The sequence below is a fragment of the Thermococcus indicus genome (assembly GCF_006274605.1).
Classification (GTDB): domain Archaea; phylum Methanobacteriota_B; class Thermococci; order Thermococcales; family Thermococcaceae; genus Thermococcus; species Thermococcus indicus.
The window spans coordinates 807,621-829,473 of record NZ_CP040846.1 but is presented as its reverse complement, the minus strand read 5'-3'; the positions used below and the strand labels follow the sequence as shown (position 1 = coordinate 829,473).

At 52.7% G+C, this 21,853-nt stretch carries 25 protein-coding genes; 24 read left to right on the top strand and 1 reads right to left on the bottom strand.

All coding sequences use genetic code 11. The annotated features are described in order from the left end of the window. The first annotated feature begins 32 nt into the window (after positions 1 to 32). From hxlAB to FH039_RS04425, 24 genes are all read left to right on the top strand, one after another. Positions 33 to 1,253 (top strand): bifunctional 3-hexulose-6-phosphate synthase/6-phospho-3-hexuloisomerase, encoded by a 1,221-nt coding sequence (gene hxlAB / locus FH039_RS04545; protein ID WP_139680368.1) that lies wholly within the window; start codon positions 33 to 35, stop codon positions 1,251 to 1,253. Between the two features lie 51 nt (positions 1,254 to 1,304). Next, positions 1,305 to 2,060, top strand: coding sequence for a hypothetical protein (locus FH039_RS04540; RefSeq protein WP_139680367.1), 756 nt, complete (start codon positions 1,305 to 1,307; stop codon positions 2,058 to 2,060). An 8-nt stretch (positions 2,061 to 2,068) separates the two neighbouring features. Then, entirely contained in the window at positions 2,069 to 2,713 is a 645-nt protein-coding gene (locus FH039_RS04535; protein WP_139680366.1) for a TIGR02253 family HAD-type hydrolase, read from the top strand. Beyond that, positions 2,710 to 2,889 (top strand): hypothetical protein, encoded by a 180-nt coding sequence (locus tag FH039_RS04530; protein WP_139680365.1) that lies wholly within the window; start codon positions 2,710 to 2,712, stop codon positions 2,887 to 2,889. The genes FH039_RS04535 and FH039_RS04530 overlap by 4 nt, the downstream gene beginning before the upstream one ends. 3 nt (positions 2,890 to 2,892) lie before the next feature. Further along, positions 2,893 to 3,702, top strand: a complete 810-nt coding sequence (locus FH039_RS04525) for a DUF4392 domain-containing protein (RefSeq protein ID WP_139680364.1) — start codon at positions 2,893 to 2,895, stop codon at positions 3,700 to 3,702. A 4-nt stretch (positions 3,703 to 3,706) separates the two neighbouring features. Continuing rightward, the gene (locus tag FH039_RS04520) at positions 3,707 to 4,327 is read left to right on the top strand and encodes an HD domain-containing protein (protein ID WP_139680363.1); all 621 of its coding nucleotides are present in this window, start codon (positions 3,707 to 3,709) and stop codon (positions 4,325 to 4,327) included. Positions 4,328 to 4,427: 100 nt separating this feature from the next. Beyond that, positions 4,428 to 4,940 carry a KH domain-containing protein gene (locus FH039_RS04515; protein WP_139680362.1) on the top strand — a complete coding sequence of 171 codons (513 nt, stop codon included), beginning with the start codon at positions 4,428 to 4,430 and terminating at the stop codon, positions 4,938 to 4,940. 370 nt (positions 4,941 to 5,310) lie between these two features. Further along, complete coding sequence (locus tag FH039_RS12340; protein ID WP_240703280.1) at positions 5,311 to 6,654, top strand: hypothetical protein; 1,344 nt, start codon at positions 5,311 to 5,313, stop codon at positions 6,652 to 6,654. Between the two features lie 10 nt (positions 6,655 to 6,664). Continuing rightward, entirely contained in the window at positions 6,665 to 7,369 is a 705-nt protein-coding gene (locus FH039_RS04500) for a hypothetical protein (RefSeq protein WP_139680360.1), read from the top strand. Beyond that, the gene (locus tag FH039_RS04495; RefSeq protein ID WP_139680359.1) at positions 7,338 to 7,967 is read left to right on the top strand and encodes a hypothetical protein; all 630 of its coding nucleotides are present in this window, start codon (positions 7,338 to 7,340) and stop codon (positions 7,965 to 7,967) included. Before FH039_RS04500 ends, FH039_RS04495 begins: the two co-directional genes overlap by 32 nt. Before the next feature lie 94 nt (positions 7,968 to 8,061). Then, positions 8,062 to 8,457, top strand: a complete 396-nt coding sequence (locus FH039_RS04490) for a hypothetical protein (protein ID WP_240703279.1) — start codon at positions 8,062 to 8,064, stop codon at positions 8,455 to 8,457. Positions 8,458 to 8,560: 103 nt separating this feature from the next. Then, a complete protein-coding gene (locus FH039_RS04485; RefSeq protein ID WP_240703278.1) occupies positions 8,561 to 9,058 on the top strand; it encodes a hypothetical protein in 498 nt (165 codons plus the stop codon). A 22-nt stretch (positions 9,059 to 9,080) separates the two neighbouring features. After that, a complete protein-coding gene (locus FH039_RS04480; RefSeq protein WP_139680358.1) occupies positions 9,081 to 9,434 on the top strand; it encodes a hypothetical protein in 354 nt (117 codons plus the stop codon). A gap of 3 nt (positions 9,435 to 9,437) precedes the next feature. Further along, positions 9,438 to 10,058, top strand: a complete 621-nt coding sequence (locus tag FH039_RS04475) for a hypothetical protein (protein ID WP_139680357.1) — start codon at positions 9,438 to 9,440, stop codon at positions 10,056 to 10,058. Between the two features lie 35 nt (positions 10,059 to 10,093). Further along, positions 10,094 to 10,732, top strand: coding sequence for a hypothetical protein (locus tag FH039_RS04470; protein WP_139680356.1), 639 nt, complete (start codon positions 10,094 to 10,096; stop codon positions 10,730 to 10,732). Further along, complete coding sequence (locus FH039_RS04465) at positions 10,725 to 11,978, top strand: hypothetical protein (RefSeq protein ID WP_139680355.1); 1,254 nt, start codon at positions 10,725 to 10,727, stop codon at positions 11,976 to 11,978. Before FH039_RS04470 ends, FH039_RS04465 begins: the two co-directional genes overlap by 8 nt. A 99-nt stretch (positions 11,979 to 12,077) precedes the next feature. Beyond that, a complete protein-coding gene (gene aspS, locus FH039_RS04460) occupies positions 12,078 to 13,394 on the top strand; it encodes an aspartate--tRNA(Asn) ligase (protein WP_139681643.1) in 1,317 nt (438 codons plus the stop codon). 55 nt (positions 13,395 to 13,449) lie between these two features. Beyond that, positions 13,450 to 15,492, top strand: coding sequence for a COG1361 family protein (locus FH039_RS04455; protein ID WP_139680354.1), 2,043 nt, complete (start codon positions 13,450 to 13,452; stop codon positions 15,490 to 15,492). Between the two features lie 63 nt (positions 15,493 to 15,555). Further along, positions 15,556 to 15,912 (top strand): peptidyl-tRNA hydrolase Pth2, encoded by a 357-nt coding sequence (pth2, locus tag FH039_RS04450; RefSeq protein ID WP_058939228.1) that lies wholly within the window; start codon positions 15,556 to 15,558, stop codon positions 15,910 to 15,912. Positions 15,913 to 15,959: 47 nt separating this feature from the next. After that, a complete protein-coding gene (locus tag FH039_RS04445) occupies positions 15,960 to 17,318 on the top strand; it encodes an AAA family ATPase (protein ID WP_139680353.1) in 1,359 nt (452 codons plus the stop codon). A 5-nt stretch (positions 17,319 to 17,323) separates the two neighbouring features. Further along, positions 17,324 to 17,839 carry a hypothetical protein gene (locus tag FH039_RS04440; protein ID WP_139680352.1) on the top strand — a complete coding sequence of 172 codons (516 nt, stop codon included), beginning with the start codon at positions 17,324 to 17,326 and terminating at the stop codon, positions 17,837 to 17,839. 1 nt (position 17,840) lies between these two features. After that, a complete protein-coding gene (truD, locus tag FH039_RS04435) occupies positions 17,841 to 19,091 on the top strand; it encodes a tRNA pseudouridine(13) synthase TruD (RefSeq protein ID WP_139681642.1) in 1,251 nt (416 codons plus the stop codon). Between the two features lie 50 nt (positions 19,092 to 19,141). Further along, positions 19,142 to 19,879 (top strand): phosphoglycolate phosphatase, encoded by a 738-nt coding sequence (locus FH039_RS04430; RefSeq protein ID WP_139680351.1) that lies wholly within the window; start codon positions 19,142 to 19,144, stop codon positions 19,877 to 19,879. Beyond that, positions 19,854 to 20,687: a GNAT family N-acetyltransferase gene (locus FH039_RS04425; protein ID WP_139680350.1), complete on the top strand. Its 834-nt coding sequence runs from the start codon at positions 19,854 to 19,856 to the stop codon at positions 20,685 to 20,687. The genes FH039_RS04430 and FH039_RS04425 overlap by 26 nt, the downstream gene beginning before the upstream one ends. Here the strand turns inward: FH039_RS04425 and FH039_RS04420 are convergent. Then, positions 20,680 to 21,831 carry a M20 metallopeptidase family protein gene (locus tag FH039_RS04420; RefSeq protein WP_139681641.1) on the bottom strand — a complete coding sequence of 384 codons (1,152 nt, stop codon included), beginning with the start codon at positions 21,829 to 21,831 and terminating at the stop codon, positions 20,680 to 20,682. The genes FH039_RS04425 and FH039_RS04420 overlap by 8 nt on opposite strands. Between the last annotated feature and the right edge of the window lie 22 nt (positions 21,832 to 21,853).

The window sequence follows — 21,853 nt, the reverse complement described above, 5'->3', positions numbered from 1 at the left end:
GGTTAAATCGAAAACTCTTCGGAGGCGAGGAGATGATACTTCAGGTTGCCCTTGATCTGACTGACATTGAGCAGGCCATTTCTATCGCTGAGAAGGCCGCCCGCGGCGGTGCCCACTGGCTCGAGGTTGGAACCCCGCTCATCAAGAAGGAGGGCATGCGCGCTGTGGAGCTTCTCAAGAGGCGCTTCCCGGACAGGAAGATCGTTGCCGACCTAAAAACCATGGACACCGGCGCTCTGGAGGTCGAGATGGCGGCCAGGCACGGTGCCGATGTCGTTTCTATCCTCGGTGTCGCCGATGACAAGACGATAAAGGACGCGGTTGATGTTGCAAGGCGCTATGGAATCAGGGTCATGGTTGACCTCATAGGCGTTAAGGACAAGGTCAAGCGCGCCAAGGAACTCGAGAAGATGGGCGTTCACTACATACTCGTCCACACGGGCATAGACGAGCAGGTTCAGGGCAAGAGCCCGCTGGAGGACCTGGAGAAGGTCGTTAAAGCCGTCAGCGTCCCCGTTGCCGTCGCCGGCGGACTGAACCTCCAGACCATACCGAAGGTCATTGAGCTGGGGGCCACGATAATAATCGTCGGAGGCGCGATAACCAAGGCTGAGAAGCCGGATGAGGTTACGAGGAAGATAATCGACCTCTTCTGGGGCGAGTACATGATGACCATAAGGAAAGCGATGGACGACATAATCGACCACATACACAACGTCTCGGAGAGCCTCAAGCTGGAGCAGGTTCGCGGCTTCGTCGATGCCATGATTGGAGCGAACAAGATATTCATCTACGGCGCGGGAAGGAGCGGCCTCGTCGGTAAGGCCTTTGCTATGAGGCTCATGCACCTTGACTTCAACGTCTACGTCGTTGGTGAGACCATAACGCCGGCCTTCGAGCCGGGCGATCTGCTCATAGCCATCAGTGGTTCCGGTGAGACCAACAGCATCGTTGATGCAGCCGGAATAGCCAAGAAGCAGGGAGGTAAAGTGGTCGCGATAACCTCCTACGCCAATTCAACCCTTGGAAAGCTCGCCGATGTGGTCGTCGAGATACCCGGAAGGGCCAAGACCGACATCCCGACAGACTACATAGCGCGCCAGATGCTCACCAAGTACAAGTGGATAGCCCCGATGGGAACCCTCTTCGAGGACTCCACCATGATATTCCTCGACGGGGTCATAGCCCTCCTCATGGCCACCTTCCAGAAGACGGAGAAGGATATGAAGAAGAAGCACGCGACCCTTGAGTGAACACCGAAAAAACTATGAACTTGTTTCTTCTCCATTTATTATTGATGTACCATGCCCCCCTATATTCACGTCTTCGTTGGAATCGGGAACGCTGGAAGTAGAATCGTGAATAACATCCATGCCGATGGGGCAGTTCGGGTTACCATAAACCCTGCCTATCTGCTAATGCCCCGTGCGGGGGAATACGAAGAAAAACTGAGAGACTTTTTCTCCAAGGTTCCCAGAAACACCTTTTTGTGGCTCATATTTGAGGATAAAGAGGCCAACCACATCGCGAGGGAGATTATAATTGACAGTGTACCGAGCGACACCATAAACCTTGCATACGTAATAACGCCTAAACGGGAGCTTTTTATGGAGAGAAAACCGAAATGGGCGGAGGATTTCCGAACGGTGTTCTATGACTCTCTGTGGGACTTCTTTGGGAACTCAGATGAGCCCCTTGCCACGGCGTTTTATACCGCCTCAAGGAGCATAGCGGACATGTTTTCCAGGCTCCATTATTATCTTGAGTCCCAGATGCTCGTTAACATAGATTACGCCGACCTCTTCAACATAATAAACGGAGGAAACGTGGGGATTTTGAGGATCCTGAAAAAAGTTGATTTCAGATGGCACTGGGGTGTTTGGGAGAGGGGGCTTTTGGGGATACTTGTTGGAAGGGAATTTCCCCTGATGAACGCCCATAGAATACTTAAGAACTTTCAGGAGATACTGTCCGAGAAGGATATAATATGGGGCGTCATCGTTGACGATAACCTGGACAGAGAGGTTGAGATACTGGCACTGCTGGTTAAGAAGTGGTAGGTGATAGAATGAAGGCGGTTCTTTTCGACATCGACGGGACTCTGCTGACCGAGATGCCGTTGATTCAGCTGTTCCTCCCGCAGGTTTATGGCATACTCTCAAGACGGTTTGGAATCAGCAAGGACGAAGCCAGGGAGCGGTTCCTGGGCGAGATATTCGGGAGGAGAGACACCTACGACTGGCACGACTGGAACTTCTTCTTCGAGCTATTTGACCTCGACCTCCGCTACGAGGAACTCATGGAGAGGTACCCTCACAAGCTCCACGTCTATCCGGATACGATTCCCGTGCTTGAGTGGCTGCGGGAGAGCGGTTATAAGCTTGGGGCCGTTACCAGCGGACCCGAGTACCAGCGGCTCAAGCTGAGGCTTACCGGTCTAATGGACTACTTTGACGTCGTCGTTACGCGGGAGGACGTCAAGGCAATAAAGCCCGAGCCCAAAATATTCCTCTATACCCTGGAGAAACTCGGCGTTGAGCCCGGGGAGGCCGTCATGGTGGGGGACTCCCTGAGCCAGGACGTTTACGGGGCCAAGAACGTGGGTATGGTGGCGGTCTGGATAAACCGGGATGGCGACGAGGATTACAACATGGCGGACTACGAGATTAGAACGCTTCACGAGCTGAGAAAAGTGCTGGGGGGATTGGAATGAGGGAGGTATTCAACGCTGAGGGAGTTTTTGTCCGGTACCGGGAGAAGGGGGTGAAGCTGGAGAACGGCCACGAACTGACCCACAGGAGTGAGGAGCCGACGGAGCTCTGGTGGAAGCTTAAAGAGGCGGTAAAGGGCAGAAAGGTTAGGATAGTTGTCTACGAACTCGAGGAATGAGACATGATAGCACATCTGATAAACACGGACGTTGGGAACAGGGGGGTTCTTAGGGTATACCTCGACTACCGCCGGGAGAACCCCAATTTTTTACATAATTCTGCAAAACTGTTTTTGGATAATTATGAACGCGTTCTCATCGTCACGGGCTTTCCCATACCTCCGGAAATGCGGGCCGAAACCGACGGGCCGCCTGGAACCCTCGCGATAGCCAAGGCCGTTGAAACCCTCGGCGGCAGGGCGGAGATACTGACCTACCCCGAGGTGGAAAATGCACTCGATGCCTTTGGACTGGAGTTCGTCAGGGAGCCGGGCGTTTCCTCCTATTCCCTTGTCATCGCGGTGGAAACCCCGGGCAGGGCCGCCGACGGGAGGTACTACTCAATGAGCGGCATGGGGATAACGAGGGAAACTTTTGATTGGGCGGTTCTCAGGGCGAGGGACCTTGGAGTTCCCACGATAGGGATAGGCGACGGTGGAAACGAGGTGGGGATGGGTAGGATAAGGGATCTGGTCGTCCGATACGTTCCCCACGGGGAGAAAATAGCAAGCGTCGTTGAGACCGATGAGCTGGTCCTCTCGGCGGTCTCAAACTGGGGTGCCTACGGGCTCGTGGCTCAGGCGTCAATTGAGTTCGGCAGAGAACTGCTCCCCGGCTGGGACGAGAGGACAATAGTGAGGGCCATCTCGAAGCTCGGTCTGATAGACGGGGTCTCCAAAACTAGGACGCCAACGGTTGACGGGATAAGCCTCGACATTCACGAGAGAATCGTTGAGCTTTTAAACGCCCTCGTAAATGAGGCCCTAAGGTGATGGAATGAGGCTCGATGAGTTCATAACCAACGAGGAAAGCCTCAAGCTCATAGAACGGACCCGCGATTACGCCAGGCATTTCTTTGAAAGGGAGGGAACCCATGGCTTCAGCCACGTGGAGCGCGTGCTCAACCTCTGCCTCCACATCGGGAGGGAGGAGGGGGCTGATCTGGAGGTCCTGGCCCTTGCGGCCCTCCTCCACGACGTGGCAAGGCCACTTGAGAGCGAGGGAAGGGTTGAAGACCACGCCACGGAGGGGGCCAGGATAGCGAGGCACTACCTTAGAAGCCTCAGCTACCCTGAGGGGAAGGTTGAGGCGGTTGCCCACGCCATAGAAGCCCACCGCTTTTCGAGGGGACCCGAGCCGGAAACGCTTGAAGCAAAAATCCTGAGCGACGCCGACAAGCTCGACGCCATTGGTGCCATAGGAATCGCAAGGGTCTTCATGTACTCGGGCGAGCACGGAAGGAGCATCGAGGATTCCTTAGAGCACTTTGAGGAAAAGATACTGAAGCTGAAGGATTTGATGTACACCGAAACCGCGAGGAGGATGGCCGAGGAGAGGCATCACTTCACCGAGGAATTCATCGAGCGCATAAGGCGCGAGATAGAGGGCGAAATCTGAACCTCCTTTCGGCTTTTTCTTCCATAATAAGGTTTTTAAAGGACTTTCAGAATTAAGGGTTAGCCCGTTTAAGGTCATTCTTGGGTGAGGAGGTGAGGAGATGAAGGCGCCAATCTGTGAGGTGTGTTTGAAGACCGACGACATTCTGTGCCCGGCTGACGAGAAAAAGCTCCAGGACGGGGTTATCTCGGAGCTTGATGTTAAGGTTGCGAGACTCCTTTACAGGCTCATCGGGGACGCTGACATGGAGTTCAAGAAGGCAGTCGAGGCCGGTGACCTTATAGTCATCGTTGTTGGAGAGGGAGACGTTCCGATAACCATAGGCAAGGGCGGCAAGAACATCAAGGCCCTCATGAGGGAGCTCGGAAAGAGGATACGCGTCATAGAGGCCGTTGAGGTCACGGGAACCGACGATGTCAAGAAGCTTGCCACCGATCTCCTTTACCCCGCGGGCGTCTTCGGGGTCAACATCGTTTACAAGCCCGGCGGAGGAACCTACTACAAGGTCCTCGTCATGGGAAGGGACAGGAAGAAGCTCCCCGAAAAGGCCGACGTCCTGGAGAGCATACTTTCCCAGATAACCGGGGCCGAGGTAAAGATAAACTTCATTTGATGTTCTTTTCTGTTCCTCCGTTTGTTTCTCCTGGTATGTATGATGTTCTCTGAGTGGTGTTTTTTGTTTCGCTTGTGTATTTTTGTGACCGTAAGTTTTTTGGGTTTTTAGTGTAATCTTCCCCCGTGGGCCGTTTCCGTTCGGCCTTAAGGTTGATGACCTCCCGGTTGAGGCGGCCGGTGGCCCCAGTGTGAACGGGAGTGGAAGCCAACCGCGCCAGTTGCAACAAAAGCAACTGGAAGCGGAAACGGATTTAGTGTGAATGTTATACGTCCTATAATTTCTACTTTTGTTTTCAACTTTGAGTTTACGAAATTCTTTTAAGTCTGGATTATTTGTCCATGATTGAAACCTTCCGGAGGTGGTAAGGTTGAACCGCCGGATGGTTGGAGCTTTAATTCTCCTGCTCGTGTTGACGCTGCCCGGAGCCGCGGCTCTCTCCCTGCCGTGGTCCGGGCTTCCCGTCTTGGGGACGAGTTCGGGAGCGTATCCAATCCGCCTCGACGGCGTTGAGCAGAGCGGCAACATTGCGATCGTTACCTGGAATGTTCCACCGAACTGTTTGACTGGCTACGGAACGGTCCTCATCAGCAAGGATGGGGAGAGAATCACCGAGCGCGTCAGCCTTGGCCGGCTGAAGCCCTGGGGCAAGAAGATGGCGGTCTTCCTCAACGTCAGAGAACCGGTTTACGTTAAACTGCGTATTTCCTCTGGAAACGGCATCTTCATGAGTTCATGGGTAAGGCTAACACCGGAATCCACGCCGAGATTCTTCCCAACCGGCTACACGGTAACCTATCCAGCACAGAAGGGAGAGATAAGACCGCAGTTCATTCCGGCGATAGGTGCGTTAATAGTCATCGGGCTAACGATATGGGATGCTTATGATACTTACAAGACGTGCAGGGATTACGGCACGGATTCAATGGAATGTAAGGTTCAGGGAACACTCTTCATCGTTGGCGTTGCAGTTCCAGGTGACGAGGAATTAAAACTCGTCTCAAAACTCGGCAAGAAGTTCGGAGTGACGGATGATATTTACAGGATTCTCAGGAAGGCCAAAATAATAAACCATGCCGACGAAGTGGTTGAAAGGTTCACCCACATCTTCGATGACATCGTCAAGCACGGCGATGACGCCGCAAAGGCCCTCGACGACCTTGTCAGGGCTGGAGTTCCAACGGAGGCAGTTGAAGAGGCCGTCAAGCACGGGGCGACAATAAAGGCAGTAAAGGAAGGGGTTGAGAGATTTGCAAAATCAACATCTCCCATAAAGAACTCTTACGGGTACACTATCATCATAGAGAGGGGCAATGAGAGATATGGCCTGATTCACGGCTGGCTAAGGCATGTACATGGCTATGAGATGGACTATAAAAGAGAGACATCGTTCTTCCCAATGGGACAAGAGATAGTGTACTATGTTAACGGTCAGAAGAAAATCATGAACCTCCCTAAGACAATACAGTCTCCGGAGGAACTGTACAACGAGATTGTACGACTAACAAGGCAATATAAGGACCTGCTAAGGCCCAGCATGGAATCTCGCCCAGGTACAATTATTTTAACCAAGCCGTCCAACCTCCCAGGAATAACTGAAATAACCTTAGTCTTTAAGAGAAGTGGAAGCACATATAAGCTTATTACATTCTGGCCAGAGAGTGGAAGTGCAGTATGGATATACAAGAATGGTAAGTGGATACGTCGTCCATGAGGTGATCTCAATGTCCTTCCCGGAGTTCAGATTTGCTGGAAAGCACCTGAAGGTGGAAGTCGGACCACCTCCCCTCGGGCTCTTGCCCGAGTGCTTCTTTGGCTTTTTTTCAGTTGTTACGGTTGATGGCGAACCATTGTTTGGCGAGGTTATTGGGAACCACTTAGAACCCGATGAATGCGGTATTGAGATAGTTACCGAGCTTATGCAGGCTACCCTCTGTCTGTTAAATCCTCGGATGTCCCTTCGTCCATACTGTGCAAAATGTCTCAACCCTCCATCAGGTATGGAATGTGGGCAGTTCCTCTCCGGACATAGGAAAATCCCCGATATAACTTACTGTGCAAGAATCGGTCGCAATTATTATTTGTTTGCTCTTGAAAACAGAACCCTCGTTGTGTATTATAAGATAAATGAACACTGGACAGATGGGGACATTGAAGTCATTGTTCCAGTTGAGAAGGTTCTCCGACTTCCATTTATGGAATTTGCTGAGGACGTAATAAATATGGCAGAGAACTTCCGGAACTACTTACTTTCAAACATGGAAGACATAAAAAAGTTCCTGATATCGTCTGGATGCGAGGAGTGGGTTATCACAGAAAAAGAACTAGCCGGATACAAAAGTCTCCTCACGACTCTAAAATCCATCTACTCGGAAAAGACAAATTTGGGGGGAGATTATGGAGCTGAAACTAAGGGGGAGGTTCTTTGAAATTGTTGCACATCTGCCTGAAACCCGGGCAAGTTGCAGGTACCCATTCAAGGTTTCACTAAAAATCGGAGATGTCTTGGTTACCCCTCAACAGGGAGGGGTTTTTGGGGATTTGTTTGGGCTGGTTAGAGACCTTGTCAGGCTGAGTATCTGCCTCCTTGGGGAAGGGAAATGTGAAGAGGCCGAAGGAGATTCTTTCCTCTTCTGGAGGGACATGGCTGTTGAGGCGGGCTGTTATAAAGCGGATGAAATTCCAATAGAAGACGCCGTTGCTGGGAAGAGAAAGATATACTCGACCAGCTTAATGCTCCAAGACTGCGTCTTTTCCTTCAGGCCAGTAAAAAATCATTTAATGCTTCACTTCAAATGTGGAAACCGTAACCATGGTCCACTGGAGATACCAACTAAAGATTTTGTTCTTGATGTTCTTAGCCTGTCCAGAGAGTTTCTAAAGTTCCTAATGGAAAATTTGGAGCGCATAAATAAGCAGTTGGAAAAGAACGGATGTGAATGGCCTTTTATCATAACCAAAGGGGAATTGCTTGGATTGGAGAAGGACGTGCAGTATCTCAAAGAAATCTTAAGCAGAAAACATTGAACCGGTTGAACTAAAAAGAAATGACAAAAAGGTAACTGAACCCGAGAGAAGCGGACTGCTCCACGCCTTCCTGAGGCACGTGTGGGGGTACGAGATGGACGTAATTAAGAGCCGTGCAAAAACCAAGATTACAACCTTCTGGCCGATGGGTCAGAAGATTGTCGTGAACGGTCAGGCGAAGCAGCTGCCGAGGGTATTCAGGAACGAGCATGAGCTCAGAGAGTTCCTCGATGAAGTGTTGAAGAGGGCACTTCAGAAGGAAGAGTACTACACAGAATTTAGGGGACAGAGCTTTGTGAAGCTAAGGGTAAATTTGGATAAGCTGGGGATGCATGTAGACGGGATAGATGCGGTAGAGTTCCAGTTCTCATACAACCAAGCTAAGGGTGCCTATCAACTTATTACAGCGTATCCCTCAAAAGGCAAGAAGGTTTTAGGGTACGTGTGGGACAGAGAAAAACAATCTGGTAAATGGATACGCATGGGGTGACTTCAATGAGGTGCAGACTTCGTGGAAAATTCATTGAGGTTGAAATAGATTTGGAATCCTTTGAGCCAGGCCCATTTCCCGGCCGTTTTCCTATTCTTTTTTGGTGGCTGGGCATGAAGTAGGGGGATACCACGATGAGGGATGGCTTGGCGACTTATATGCTCTCTTTCAGGATCTACTTCTCTGTACGAGAGATCTCCTAAAGTACCCTGAAAGTTGTTTTAACAAAAGGAAAAACGCTGAGAACGATGGTTTTAAGTTGTTGCCTGATAGCTATGTCTGCGGACCAATACTTGACCTAGATTTTAACACGTATTATCTTGAAAGAAAGGGAGAATTGTTGCGTTTTCATTTCATAAATGAAGCTCCTAGGTATATTTCTTCGAAGAACCCCCTTCAGGGCACCATCGAACTACCGTTTGGGCCCTTTGTCGCCGATATTCTCAAAATAAGCGAGGAGTACCTTGAAAAATGCTTCCCAATAGAAATGGAGACTAAAGCCATGCAATATAACGGATTTACAGAGGAAATTTCTCGGCTTAGGCAATACTTAGAAAACCTCATACAGGAAATTAAAACAGAGCTGGATTTTGAGCATTAATTGAAAAACAACCTTTTGGCCAATGGGGCAGAGGATTGTCGAGCCTAAAACTGGAAGGATTGTCCAGCTCCCCAAGGTCTTCAGGGACGAGCGCGAACTCAGGGAGTTCCTTGATGAAGTACTGGAGAAGGCGCTTAAGGATCCAGAATACAGAAAACAATTCTTCAAGAATGGGGCACCAAACAGGAAATTTGGAATTCCAGTGGACCTTAAGAAGCTTGGAATGAACGTTGATGGCATCGATGTCGTCCAGCTGGAGTTCAAGTTCGAGAAGGGGAAGTTCGTGCTGAAGACTGCTTATCCGAAGGAGGGTAGTGCTGTGTGGTCGTACAGGTATATTAACAGGTATGAGCGTGGATGGGTCAGGGAGGGTTAAACAATGTGGGTCACGCTGAAGGGAAAGCACTTAACAGTGAAGATAGACCTTGAGAGGTATGTTGGCACTCCCTCTCCCTTCTTTTTGATTTTTACTGTTGATGAGCACTTACTCTTAGGAGCCTGCTGGAAAGGTGGACTTGACGGGGCAAACGTGGCTGTTCATGGGTTTTTCCAAGAATTGTTGATGGCCAGCAGTTACATGCTGAGGCCAGAAGATCCGAAGATTCAGAAGTACTCTCAGTCTGAGAGAAAACTCGCCGAGTGGGATAAGTTCCAGCTGGGGAACGAGCCTGTAGTGTACGGAACAACTCTTAATTCGGAGGGGGCTGGATTATACTACTTCTGCTCTACAAAAGACCTTGCAAGAATTTACTACCACAATGAACTCCTCGAATTCACTGACTGTCCTGAATATGAGGGTAAGCATAAGGGTGTTGTTGAAGTGCCCCTTAAAGAGTTCATTGAGGACGTTTTGAAAATCAGCAGGGAGTACCTGGAGAAGTACGCTCCGGTCATCGAAGAGATTCGTTTCAAGCACAAAGGGAAAAAGGAGGATTACAACTTCCTCTGGGAGCTCTACCAGGAAGTTAAAGAACTGTACGAGAAGGTTGAGAATGGTTAAGTTGATGCTCCGGGCCAGTCTCTGGAGGGAGCGCCATGCCATGGTGGGTTGGAACTTTAAAGCAGATGAGCCTCATGGGAAGGCACATAAAAATCATCATAGACCCTAACGAAGATACGTGCTTTCCTTCTCCCTTCCCGACCCTGATGACCATCGGTGGAAGGCTCATCATAGGCGGAATCTTTAAGTCTTCGGGTTGCCTCCCAGTTATGATGCCGACGAACCTCCACGGCACGTTTCAGGACCTCCTCGACCTCTGCATCTCCTTCCTTGACCCGGAGTTTGATGAGAGGGGTGAGATGCTATATCCGCGCAGGGATGCCAGGGAACTCGGCTTCGACGTGAGCGAGGACACGAAGCTCTACCAGACGGGACTCTTCGTTGACCAGGGTGTTACTTCGGTCTTTTTTGAGCTTAACGGTGATATACTGAGGGTCCACTACTTCAACGAGTTCCTCAAGTGGAGCGACTGCGAGGGAATCCAGGGGATGCACAAGGGAACCGTTGAGATTCCCTTCAGGGAGTTCGCGGAGGATGTTCTCCTGCTCTCGGAGCGGTTTCTCAGGGAGGTTGCGCCGGTGCTCGAGGAGGTCTGCCCCGAGCCTTATGATCCGGAATACCTGTGGGAGCTGTACCTCACTTTGAGGGCAAGGGTGGTGGGGCGAGATGATTGAGTGGGTGAGGGTTTACTGGCCCGGAAAGGTTACCTCGCTCACGGTCACACCCAGAGGGGACATAGTGGCGGCGGGAGTCGCGGAAAGGGATGTCCTCATTCGGGATAATTACGGTTCATACAGGGCAACCCTTAGCGGAGGTTTCGTGGCGAGGCTTGATCGGAGTGGAGATGTTAAGTGGTTCCGGGTGGTTCACACAGGAAGCAGGCTGGAGATAACGGACGTTAAGGCCGCTGATGACTGGGAGATAATCTCCTGCGGGTGGATGGAGCAAAGGGGACTCTCCGGCCATGCAGGAGTCGTATTCAAGTTTGACGGTGACGGAAACCTTATATGGGCGAGGAAGTTTTATGAAGGAATATCCGACACGTTCAGTGCCCTCGCCGTGACCCAAGACGGCGGGACGGTCGTTGTCGGCGAAACGAGGAGCTTCGGCGCGGGAGTCAGTGACGCCCTGGTTCTAAGGCTCGAGGGGGATGGGAACTTTGTATGGTGGGGAACCTACGGCGGCAAACTGTGGGATGGGGCTGAGTCCGTTGTAATTGATGGGAGTGGTCGAATTGTTGTGGCCGGTTATACGTACAGCTTCAGTAAAGACGCCTCAAACGCGTGGCTACTCTGGTTGGATGAGGACGGTGACGTTATAATGGAGAAAACCTACGGGACGGAAAGCTTGGAAAAGGCCGTTGGGATTGCACTGACCCGCGGGGGTGACCCAGTAGTGGTCGGAAAAACCTACGACCCCATGAAATCCCGCTACGATGCGTGGGCTCTCCGCCTGAACCGGGAGGGAGAACCGCGGTGGGGTCTCAGATTTCCGGGCAAAGAGGTTAAAGACATCTCGGTAAGCCCCGATGGTGATTTGGTTCTCGGCATGGGGGACTTTACGCTGGTCGGGCTCAGCTCTGGAGGAAAACCTCAGTGGGAGGGAAGGTTGCGACTGAAACGGTGGAGCGAGCTGGAGGCAGTTCTGGCCAATGGAAACGTGCTTGCGGGGGGCAAACTCTCATGGGAGAAGGGCCTCATCGCATCAATCAGTCCGGAAGGAAAGCCTCCCGGAGCCGTTGGCTGGGATCCGGGGATGGGAGAAAGCCAATGCACGGTCTTCGAGGCCTACTCGAACGGCAGGGCCTGCTTTAAGGCAGTTCCCAACGGTAGACTCACGGAGATGAAACTAAAATCGTGGGAGTTCGAGCCCGATGTTTTCGGCAGCCTCAGGGAGCTCGTTAGGAGTCGTTCGGGGTAGTGTGTTGGGGATAGTTGTCGTTAAAATACTTCTGTTTCTCGTATCGCCTCCAGATCGAATACCTTTAAAAGCTCGCCCCTACTCCTTCTGGGGATGACCATGTACCGGACGCACTACTCGAGCCAGATTACGGAGGAACTCAACGGCCAGCGCATCAGGGTGGCCGGCTGGGTCTGGGAGGTCAAGGACCTCGGGGGCATAAAGTTCCTCTGGATAAGGGACAGGGAGGGCATAGTTCAGGTAACCGCCCCCAAGAAGAAGGTTGACCCGGAGCTGTTCAAGCTTATCCCGAAGCTCAACGCGGAGGACGTTGTTGCGGTCGAGGGAACGGTGAACTTCACGCCGAAGGCCAAGCTCGGCTTCGAAATCCTCCCGGAGAAACTTGAAATCCTCAGCAGGGCGGGGAGTCCGCTTCCGCTCGACCCGACCGGAAAGGTAAAGGCCGAGCTGGACACCAGGCTGGACAACCGCTTCATGGACCTCAGAAACCCCGAGGTAATGGCGATCTTCAAAATCAGGTCCAGCGTTTTCAAGGCCGTCAGGGACTTCTACCATGAGAACGGCTTCATCGAGGTTCACACCCCCAAGATCATCGCCACCGCCACGGAGGGCGGAACCGAGCTCTTCCCAATGAAGTACTTCGAGAAGGACGCTTTCCTCGCCCAGAGTCCCCAGCTCTACAAGCAGATAATGATGGCGAGCGGCCTCGACAGGGTTTACGAAATCGCCCCCATATTCCGCGCGGAGGAACACAACACGACCAGACATCTCAACGAGGCGTGGAGCATCGACAGTGAGATGGCCTTCATAGAGAACGAGGAGGAGGTAATGGAGCTCCTCGAGAGACTCGTCGCCCACACGATCAACTACGTCCGCGAGCACAACGCGCGGGAGCTTGAGATTCTCAACTCCGAGCTCGAGGAGCCAAAACTGCCGTTCCCGCGCGTTACCTATGACAGGGCCCTTGAGATACTTGCTGACCTCGGCAAAACTATAGAGTGGGGCGAGGACATAGACACAGAGGGCGAGAGGCTCCTTGGAAAGTACATGATGGAGAACGAGGAGACACCGCTGTACTTCCTGTACAGGTACCCCAGCGAGGCGAAGCCGTTCTACATAATGAAGTACGACGACAGGCCGGAAGTCTGCAGGGCCTTCGACCTCGAGTACCGCGGCGTTGAGATAACCTCCGGCGGTCAGAGGGAGCACCGCTACGACGTCCTCGTCGAACAGATAAAGGAGAAAGGCCTCAACCCGGAGAGCTTCGAGTTCTACCTCAAGGCCTTCCGCTACGGAATGCCGCCCCACGGTGGGTTCGGGCTCGGAGCCGAGAGGCTGATAAAGCAGATGCTCGACCTCGGTAACATCCGTGAGGTCATACTGTTCCCCAGGGACAGAAGAAGGCTTATGCCGTAAGGTCTTTATACTTTCCATCCATTTTTTAGTTAGTCCAACAACAGGAGGCACGGAGATGAAAAGGATAGCGGCTTTAATCTTGGTAGGGTTATTCCTCTTTGCGGGTCTGAATGTAACGTCTGCGGTTGCAGAGGATGTTCTGTATGCCAAAATCTCTTCCGTAGAACTTGGACTGGGGGACAAAGCCGTTCTCGGACCGTATTCATTCACGTTCACGGATGTCAGTCCTGACTTCACCACCGCTAGAATCTCAATTTCAGCGGGCAAGGGATCCTCCGATGTGTATATTGAAGAGGGTAAAACCGTGTACTATCCATCCGCTACAAACCCGGTGTTTGCGCTCAGCGTTGTCATCTGGAGAATCAAAAACAAGCCCGTCGTGTACCTCGACATAATGTCTCCGCTCAAAGCAATCGATACCGTGACCCTGGACGAGGGGAAATACTACAGACTGCCCTCGAACTTTCCGGGCATCAAGGTAAAGCTCATCAGTGCAACGAGTGACTACGCCACCTTCAACGTGTACTTCCCTTATTCATCCACCCCGACAACCGTTAAGATATCCAAAGGAAGCGGTAAGGGCGTTGCATACAAACTCAACGACAAGTACAGATACAAAGACTACCTGTACCTCAAAGTCACTGACACCTCCTCGGACAGTGCCACCTTCGAGGTTTACCTTCCCAAGGTTGCCGCGGTGGATTTCAATATCGTGAAGTCCGACGAGGGTGGAAGTGGAACGCCTTCCCAGAATGAAACCCTCCTCGTGTACAACGGCCTGATGTACACGGGGGAGAAGCTGCCCGTGAAAGTGGATGACACCACCTACTACGTGAAGCTTATCTCGGTTGTCTCCACGAAAGCCAGCCTTGAGGTCTACAGGAAGTCAACGAAGGTCGGTACCTACTTCGTAAACATCGGAGAGGTGAAGGCAATACCCGACACTCCCCTGAAGCTCTCCATTCAGAAGACGGAGCCACAGTATAACCGCTCCACGGTACTTGTGTACGCGCCGGATGGTGCACAGGTGACGCCGATACTCCGCGCCGCCGACATAGTGGCGAATATCGATGCTGTGCCTAAGGAGATAATGCTGGACAACAACCTGGTTGTCGTTATCTCCGTGGAGAACAGGGGGAAGGGCGACGCCTACGACGTTGCCATAGCCGCTCCATTACCCGACGATTTCGAACTCGTGAGCCTGGCCAAGTCGTGGACCTTCAAGACATTCCCCGCCTTTACAAACATGCCCGCCCTCATCTACGTCCTCAAGCCCACGAAGGTCGGTGAATTCGACATCGGAAAGGCCGTCGTTACCTTCTACGACGACAAGAGCCTCGAGACGGGCAAGAAGAGGGTAATCTATTCCGCGCCGCTCACGGGCATTAAGGTTTACAACATCCCCTCCATAGACGTCAATGCCCTGGCATACAACGGCACCTGGAGCAACTACGTTGCCGCCAAGGTCGGGGACAAGGTCAGCCTCAAGTTCACCCTCCGCGCCTCCGACGGCAACCCCGACTACGAGTTCGTCAAGAACGCCACCCTGCTCCTTGACCTCCCGTCGAGCGTTGATGGCCAGGCTCTGGTTGATATCGGCACCATAAGGGCCGGCGAGACCAAGACCCTCCAGCTCGACCTCACGGTGCTCAAGGAGAACCTCACCAACATCAGGGCCACCCTTGTGTACCTCGATCCGCTCGGCGGGGAGCACAGGCTTGCCCTCGGCAACCTCGTCACGATCAACAGCATCCCCCCGAGGATAATAACGGAAGAGGTTAAGGTATGGCCGACCGCCGAGGAGCTTCCCTCCTACGTCAACCAGACCCTCGCCAAGATGGACGATCCCAAGCCGCTGGCGGAGGAGCTTGCGGGCATCTCCGCAGAATACCTCTCGCCGGAAAGCAACCCGTGGAAGCCCGCGGCGATAGTGTTCATCCTGCTGACCGTCATACTCGCGGGGGTAGCCTACAAGTACTGGGACGAGGCAGAGAAGCTCAAGGAGAAGCTTGAGCGGAAGAAACAGAGGCGCCCTGGAGGACTGCCGAAGAAAGAGGGCGGGGAAGAGGGAGAGAGCTCTGAGATAGTTGAGCTCTGAACTTCTTGCCTTTTCTCTCCTTAACTTTATAAATCGGTTCTCGCAGTTTCTTCGGGATGGGACATGTTCAGGTACAAGCAGGTCATAGTCTCCCGGAAGGATCTGAAGCTCAGCAAGGGCAAGTTCGCCGTCCAGGTTGCCCACGGAGCGGTTACCGCTGCACTGAAGGCTCAGAAGGAGAAACCCGAATGGTTCAAAGCGTGGTTCCACGAGGGGCAGAAGAAGGTCGTCGTGAAGGCTGAAAACGAGCGGGAGCTCTTCGAACTGAAGGCCCACGCAGAGAAACTGGGCATCCCCACGGCGCTCATCAGGGACGCTGGTTTGACTGAGATACCCCCGGGTACGATAACTGTCCTGGCGATTGGCCCGGCCCCGGAAGAGATTGTGGACAAGGTTACTGGCCATCTAAAGCTGGTGTGAGCGGAAGTCTTTTAATCATTTGACCGTTTTTAATCTTCGGTGAGAGTGTGAGACTGAAAAAGCTCACCGTTAAGAATTTCAAAAGTTTAAAAGACTGTGAGGTTGAGCTGGGTAAGTTTAACGTCCTTATAGGCCCAAATGCCTCGGGTAAGACGAACCTCGTTGAGGTCTTTAAGCTCCTCAGAAAAATCTACGTTGAAAGGGACACCAACCCCTTTCTTGAATGGTGGGGGTATAATAACGTTGTCTGGGCCGGGAAAGAGGAGCTACCGATAACCGTGGGAATGCTGTTCGACGTTAAGGGCTACGATGTTTACTTTGAGACGACTTTTACGGGGACAGGGGGGAGCTTTAGGATTTTGAAGGAGGTTCTTGAGGTTTTAGAATATGTAAGAATTGAAAAAACTGGGAATATTGTTAAGGTAGCGCACTCCAATGAACTTGCAGAAAGAATCCGTGACGTTTTAGATACTGCAGAGAATATCGCCGAAAATGTCCACACGAATGACATTGATACTATCAGGACAGATTTGAGAAAATTAAAAGGCTTTGTAACAGGAGAGTATTCATTAGAAGGAATCCCCCCTAATTGGACGCTATTCTCCGCATTAATGCCAAATACACCTCAAACAATGCTTATAAACGTCCTTTTCAAAAGGACTCCCTTGAGGGTTTCGATAGTGGGGAACTTCCCTAACTACGGCCTTATCGTCTCTCCGGCGGTAACCCAAGAAGATGCCCTTATATACCCAAATATCGTATCATCATTTCCAGTTTTCTTTGGGGAATTCCTGGATCAGCTACCGGTGAGAGATGTTAATCCTCCCATTATTAGAAAACCCCAGTATCCCCGGAAGGAAACAACCCTCAATGAAGACGCCTCAAACCTCATTCCCATTCTCTACAACATATGGCTCCGTGAAGGAAGGCTTTCTGATGAGATAGCCAAGCCCCTATTCATAGCGTTTCCCAACACGAGGGTTTTCTTCCAGCTCACCGAAGACGGCAGGGTCATGATGAAGGTCTTTGAGAATGGCCTTGAACTTGCTCCGCCAGGCATATCAGATGGATTCTACAAAGTTCTTGCGATACTGACTGTGGCTTACCTGAAGCCTCCTCTTTTGATAATCGACGAAATAGAGAACTCCCTACATCCCGAGACCCTTGAGCTGATTATTGACACACTCAGAGAGAGCGAAAGCCAGGTTATTATTACAACCCACTCACCGGTTGTCGTCGATATTGTCGAGCCTTCTGACCTTGTGCTCGTAGATAAAGAGCATGGTGAGACCCTCTTCAGAAGAATAAAAGACCCCGAGAAAATCAAAAAGTTCCTCAACGAAAAAGGCCTCACGTTAAGTGAGGGCTGGCTTTACGGCTCGTTGCTCGAAAGCGACAAACAGTGAGGACAATGTCGAAGTCGAGGGAAATAGTCATCATAACGGAGGATGCCTATGGAGGGGAATTCTTCAAGCGCCTCCTGAGCAGACTTAGGACGGAGGGCCTGACAGATACCCGCCTGAAAAAACTTTCGGGGAGAAAAAACCCAATCCACGCCCCATACCTCTGCAACTCAAAGTTAGGGAAGATTCTCCGCGCTTCTGAGCTTGTCAGGCCGGATTTTATACTCCTCGTCTACGATGGGGATGGTCCCTCAAACTACGAATCCAAGAAAAAGGACGTGGAAAAACACATCCCACGTAACCTCAAAATTCCCGTCAAAATCCTCCTTTTTGAGTACGAAATCGAGGAGTGGGTCTGCAAAAGCTTAGGCTACAGCTGGAGCACAAAACCCTCCGATGAGCTGAAAAGGAGAGAGCGTTACACTAAATCCAAGCTCCCGGAGTATGCCGATAAGCTCGACTTTGAGAAACTCAAACGGAATTGTAAATCATTTCGAGAATTTTTGAGGATTTTAGGTGATTAAAATGGACCACCGCGAGTTTTTTTCCCGGTTCAGTTATCTGAGCAAAAAACCCGGTATTGGGGGCAGGATAAAGGTTCAACCGGAGGACTTCGTGGTCATCGAGGACCCCCTCCCGTCGATCTTTGAGGGGAGGAAGCACGCCATCTTTCTTCTCAGGAAGCGCAACTGGGACACGATGAGCGCGGTGAAGGAGATAGCGAAGCGCGCCGGGATTAGCTACAGGGACATCGGCTTTGCCGGAACGAAGGACAGGCACGCGGTGACCTACCAGTACATAAGCGTGCCGGCCGGAGCGAGGGAGGCCGTTGAGAACGTCCGGATACGGGACATAGAGCTCCGCTTCATCTCCTACGGCAGGTTTATCAAACTTGGTCACCTCCTTGGGAATCGGTTCCGAATAATGGTTAGGGATGTCGATGAAAATGCCTTCGAGAGGAGCAGGGAGATAATCCGCGAGCTCCGTGGTATGGGAGGTTTCCCGAACTACTTCGGCTACCAGCGTTTCGGGGAGAAACGCGTCACGAACCACCTTATCGGAAAGCTCCTTCTCCAGGGGGACTTTGAAAGCGCGGCGAGGCTGTTCCTCGGAGCGCACGGGGGAGGGATGGAGGGCGACGAGGCCAGGAAGCACTTTTGGGAGACGGGTGACGTTGAGAAAGCCCTTGAGGAGTTCCCGAACTTCCTGAGGTACGAGCGGACACTCCTCTACCGCTACAAGGAAACAGGGAGCTGGAGAAGGGCCTTTCTCTCGCTGCCCCTTCCGATAATGCGAATCTTCATCCACGCCTACCAGAGCTACCTCTTCAACCTCTACCTCTCCAGAAGGATTGAGATGGGAATTCCTCTGAACGAGGCCCTCGTCGGCGATGTCGTCGTTCAGGTTAAGGGCGGTATCCCCTACCGCGACAGAACGTACCGCGTCACCGAGGGGAACCTCAATTTTGTGAACGAGAAGATACGGCACGGCGAGGCTATGGTTTCCGGCCCGCTCTTCGGCTTTGCGATGAGGGGGGCCGGGGGACTTCCAGGAAAGCTCGAGGGGGAGATTCTTGAGGAGGAGGGCATAACGCTTGAGACCTTCAGGGGGCTCCCGAAACCGATGGCCGAACCGGGTGGCAGGAGGGAGCTTCTGATACGGCCCCTGGGCCTCACCTACGGCCACATCCCTGGAACCGGAATGTGCTTCAGGTTTTTCCTCCCGAAGGGGGTTTACGCAACCAGCGTCCTGAGGGAGATAATGAAGGACCACTGATGTCCAGCAACCCTTTTATCGGGTCTTCTCAACTTCTTTCGGTGGTGTGAGTGAGGGTGAGGGCAATATCGCTTGACATAGACGGTACCATAACCTATCCCGACAGGAGACTCAGTGAGAACGCTTTGAGGGCAATACGGCTCGCCGAGAGTCTGGGCCTCCCTGTTATGCTCGTCACCGGCAACTCGGTACCGTTCGCGGAGGCCATGGCAATAATGATAGGCACCAGCGGGCCGGTTGTCGCGGAGGACGGGGGCGCGCTGTCCATAAAAGACGGACGGCTGAGGAAGAGGGTTTACCTGACGAAGATGGACGAGGAGTGGATTCTCTGGAGCGAGATAAAGAGGCGCTACCCTGAGGCCGTCATGAGCTTCTCGATGCCTGAGCGGAAGGCCGGGCTTGTGATTATGAGAACGATTCCCGTCGGGGCAGTCAGGGAGATTATAGGGGAGCTCGGACTGAACCTCATCGCGGTGGATTCCGGCTTCGCGATACACGTCAAGAAGCCCTGGATCAACAAGGGCGCGGGGATTGAAAAGGCCTGTGAGATACTCGGGATAAGTCCTAGGGAAGTTGCCCACGTCGGGGATGGGGAAAACGACCTCGATGCATTCCGCGTCGTCGGTTATAGAGTTGCCATAGCCCAAGCCCCTGAGAGCGTGAAGGAAAAGGCCGACTACGTCACTCAAAAGCCCTACGGCGACGGCGGGGCCGAGGCGGTCATGCACATCCTTCGGAAGTTCGGCCACCTGGGTGAGGGCGATGATGATCCGTTTGGCGACCCTTGACGACGTTGCCGGAATAGTGAGGCTCCACACCGCTGGAGAAGAGCCGGCGGGCAATCTCTACCGGCGCTACTCTATGGGCGGGCCATGGATGAGTGCCGAGACGCTCGCGATTCACATCAACAACCTCCTGCTGGATAATCAGCTGGTCGTCGTAGCGGAGTTGAATGGAGAAATCGTAGGTGAGGTAGAGGTTCTCTTCTCTGAAGAGCCGATTAACGGGAAGCTTACGTCAATCGCCCACATTGACGTCATCGAGGTTCATCCGGATTACAGGGGCAGGGGTATCGGAAGGGCGCTCATCGAGTTCGTCGAGGAGATTGCTGGGGAAAGAGGGGCCCGGCTTCTCACGGTTCAGCCGGATGACGCTGCCAGGGGCTTCTACAGGAGGCTCGGCTTCAGTGTTGCACTGTTTTCGGGAACGATTGTGTGGGTCCCCACCGGAGGGGCCGGGAGAACGGAAATCACTGGATTCGGTTGGGAAGACGTTAAAAACCTCGAACTGGTTGCAGGTCGCTTTCAAAGCTCGTACAGCATGTTCTTTTCAGTGTTCAAAGACAATATCGCCGGGGTTCACCACACGGTCGAGAGCGGGCGGAGCAGGGGCTCGTACTACGCCCTCCGAAACCTACCGGGCAGAGAAGGCCTGGCGCTGCTCCTGTGGGGCGGGCTTGGGGATGTGAGGCCTGTCCTGGGGAGGGCCAAGGTTCTTGGCTGCGAGAGGGTTTTGACGGTTATTCCCGACGGGGTCGAGAGCTTCGGGGTTCAAAAAGTTGGGGAGGTAGAGATAATCGGAAAATCCCTCACCTGAGGAAATCGAAGGCCAGCGCAGCTTCCATCGCCGTTCCGAGGTAAAGCACGTCCTCATCAACGTCGAACTTCGGGTGGTGGTGTGGATAGATTATTCCCTTCTCCTCGTTCCTTATTCCCAGGGCGAGGAAAGCCCCTGGAACCTTCTGCAGGTAGAAGGCGAAGTCCTCGGCACCCATCGTTGGCCTTACCTCCCTCCACCTCAGTCTGAGCTTTTCGGCCACCTTGAGGGCGAACCCTGCCATTTCCTTGTCGTTTATAGTCGGCAGTGTCAGCTCCTCGATTGAGAGGTTGTATCTGGCTCCATGGGCTCTTGTTATCCCGTCAAGAATTTCTTCCATGCGCCTCTTAATCAGCTCGCCAATTTCCGGTTTGAAGAACCTGAAGGTCCCCTTGAACTCGGCCCTTTCGGGAATCACGTTGAAGGCCTCTCCAGCTTTAACGGCCGTAACGCTCACCACTCCCGTCTCTATCGGATCGACGTTCCTGCTCACAATCGTTTGAAAGGCCAGTACTGTCTCGGCAAGGATAGGGACGGGGTCTATCGTTTCATGGGGGCTCGCGCCATGGCCACCTTTGCCGATTATCTCGCCCCCGAAGATGCCGGCTCCGGCTAAAAACGGCCCCTCGCGGATTCCAATCACTCCACTCGGAAGGTCCATCCAGACGTGGAAGCCGAAGATAGCGTTGACTCCTTCAAGGGCCCCTCCTTCTATCATCTTCACCGCTCCATTGCCACCCTCCTCAGCCGGCTGGAAGATGAGCCTTACTCTGCCGTTGAACTCGTCGATGTGCTCCGAGATTATCTTTGCGGTTCCCAGGAGCATGGCCGTGTGGGCGTCGTGGCCGCAGGCGTGCATCTTGCCTGGAACGCGGGACTTGTAGGGGACGTCGTTCTCCTCCTGAATTGGCAGTGCGTCCATGTCGGCGCGGAGGGCTATTGTCTTCTCACCCTCTCCGATGTCCGCTATAATCCCGGTTCCGACGCGCTTTATCCTGTAGCCCCATTCGCGGAGGTGCTCCTCAACTATTCCAGAGGTTCTCTCCTCCTGGTACTTAAGCTCTGGGTGCATGTGGAAGTCCCTTCTCCAGGTTATTATCTCTTTCTCAATCCTCTTTGCCTCTGACACCGGGTCAAAGCCCATAGTCTTCACCGTGGAACATTCC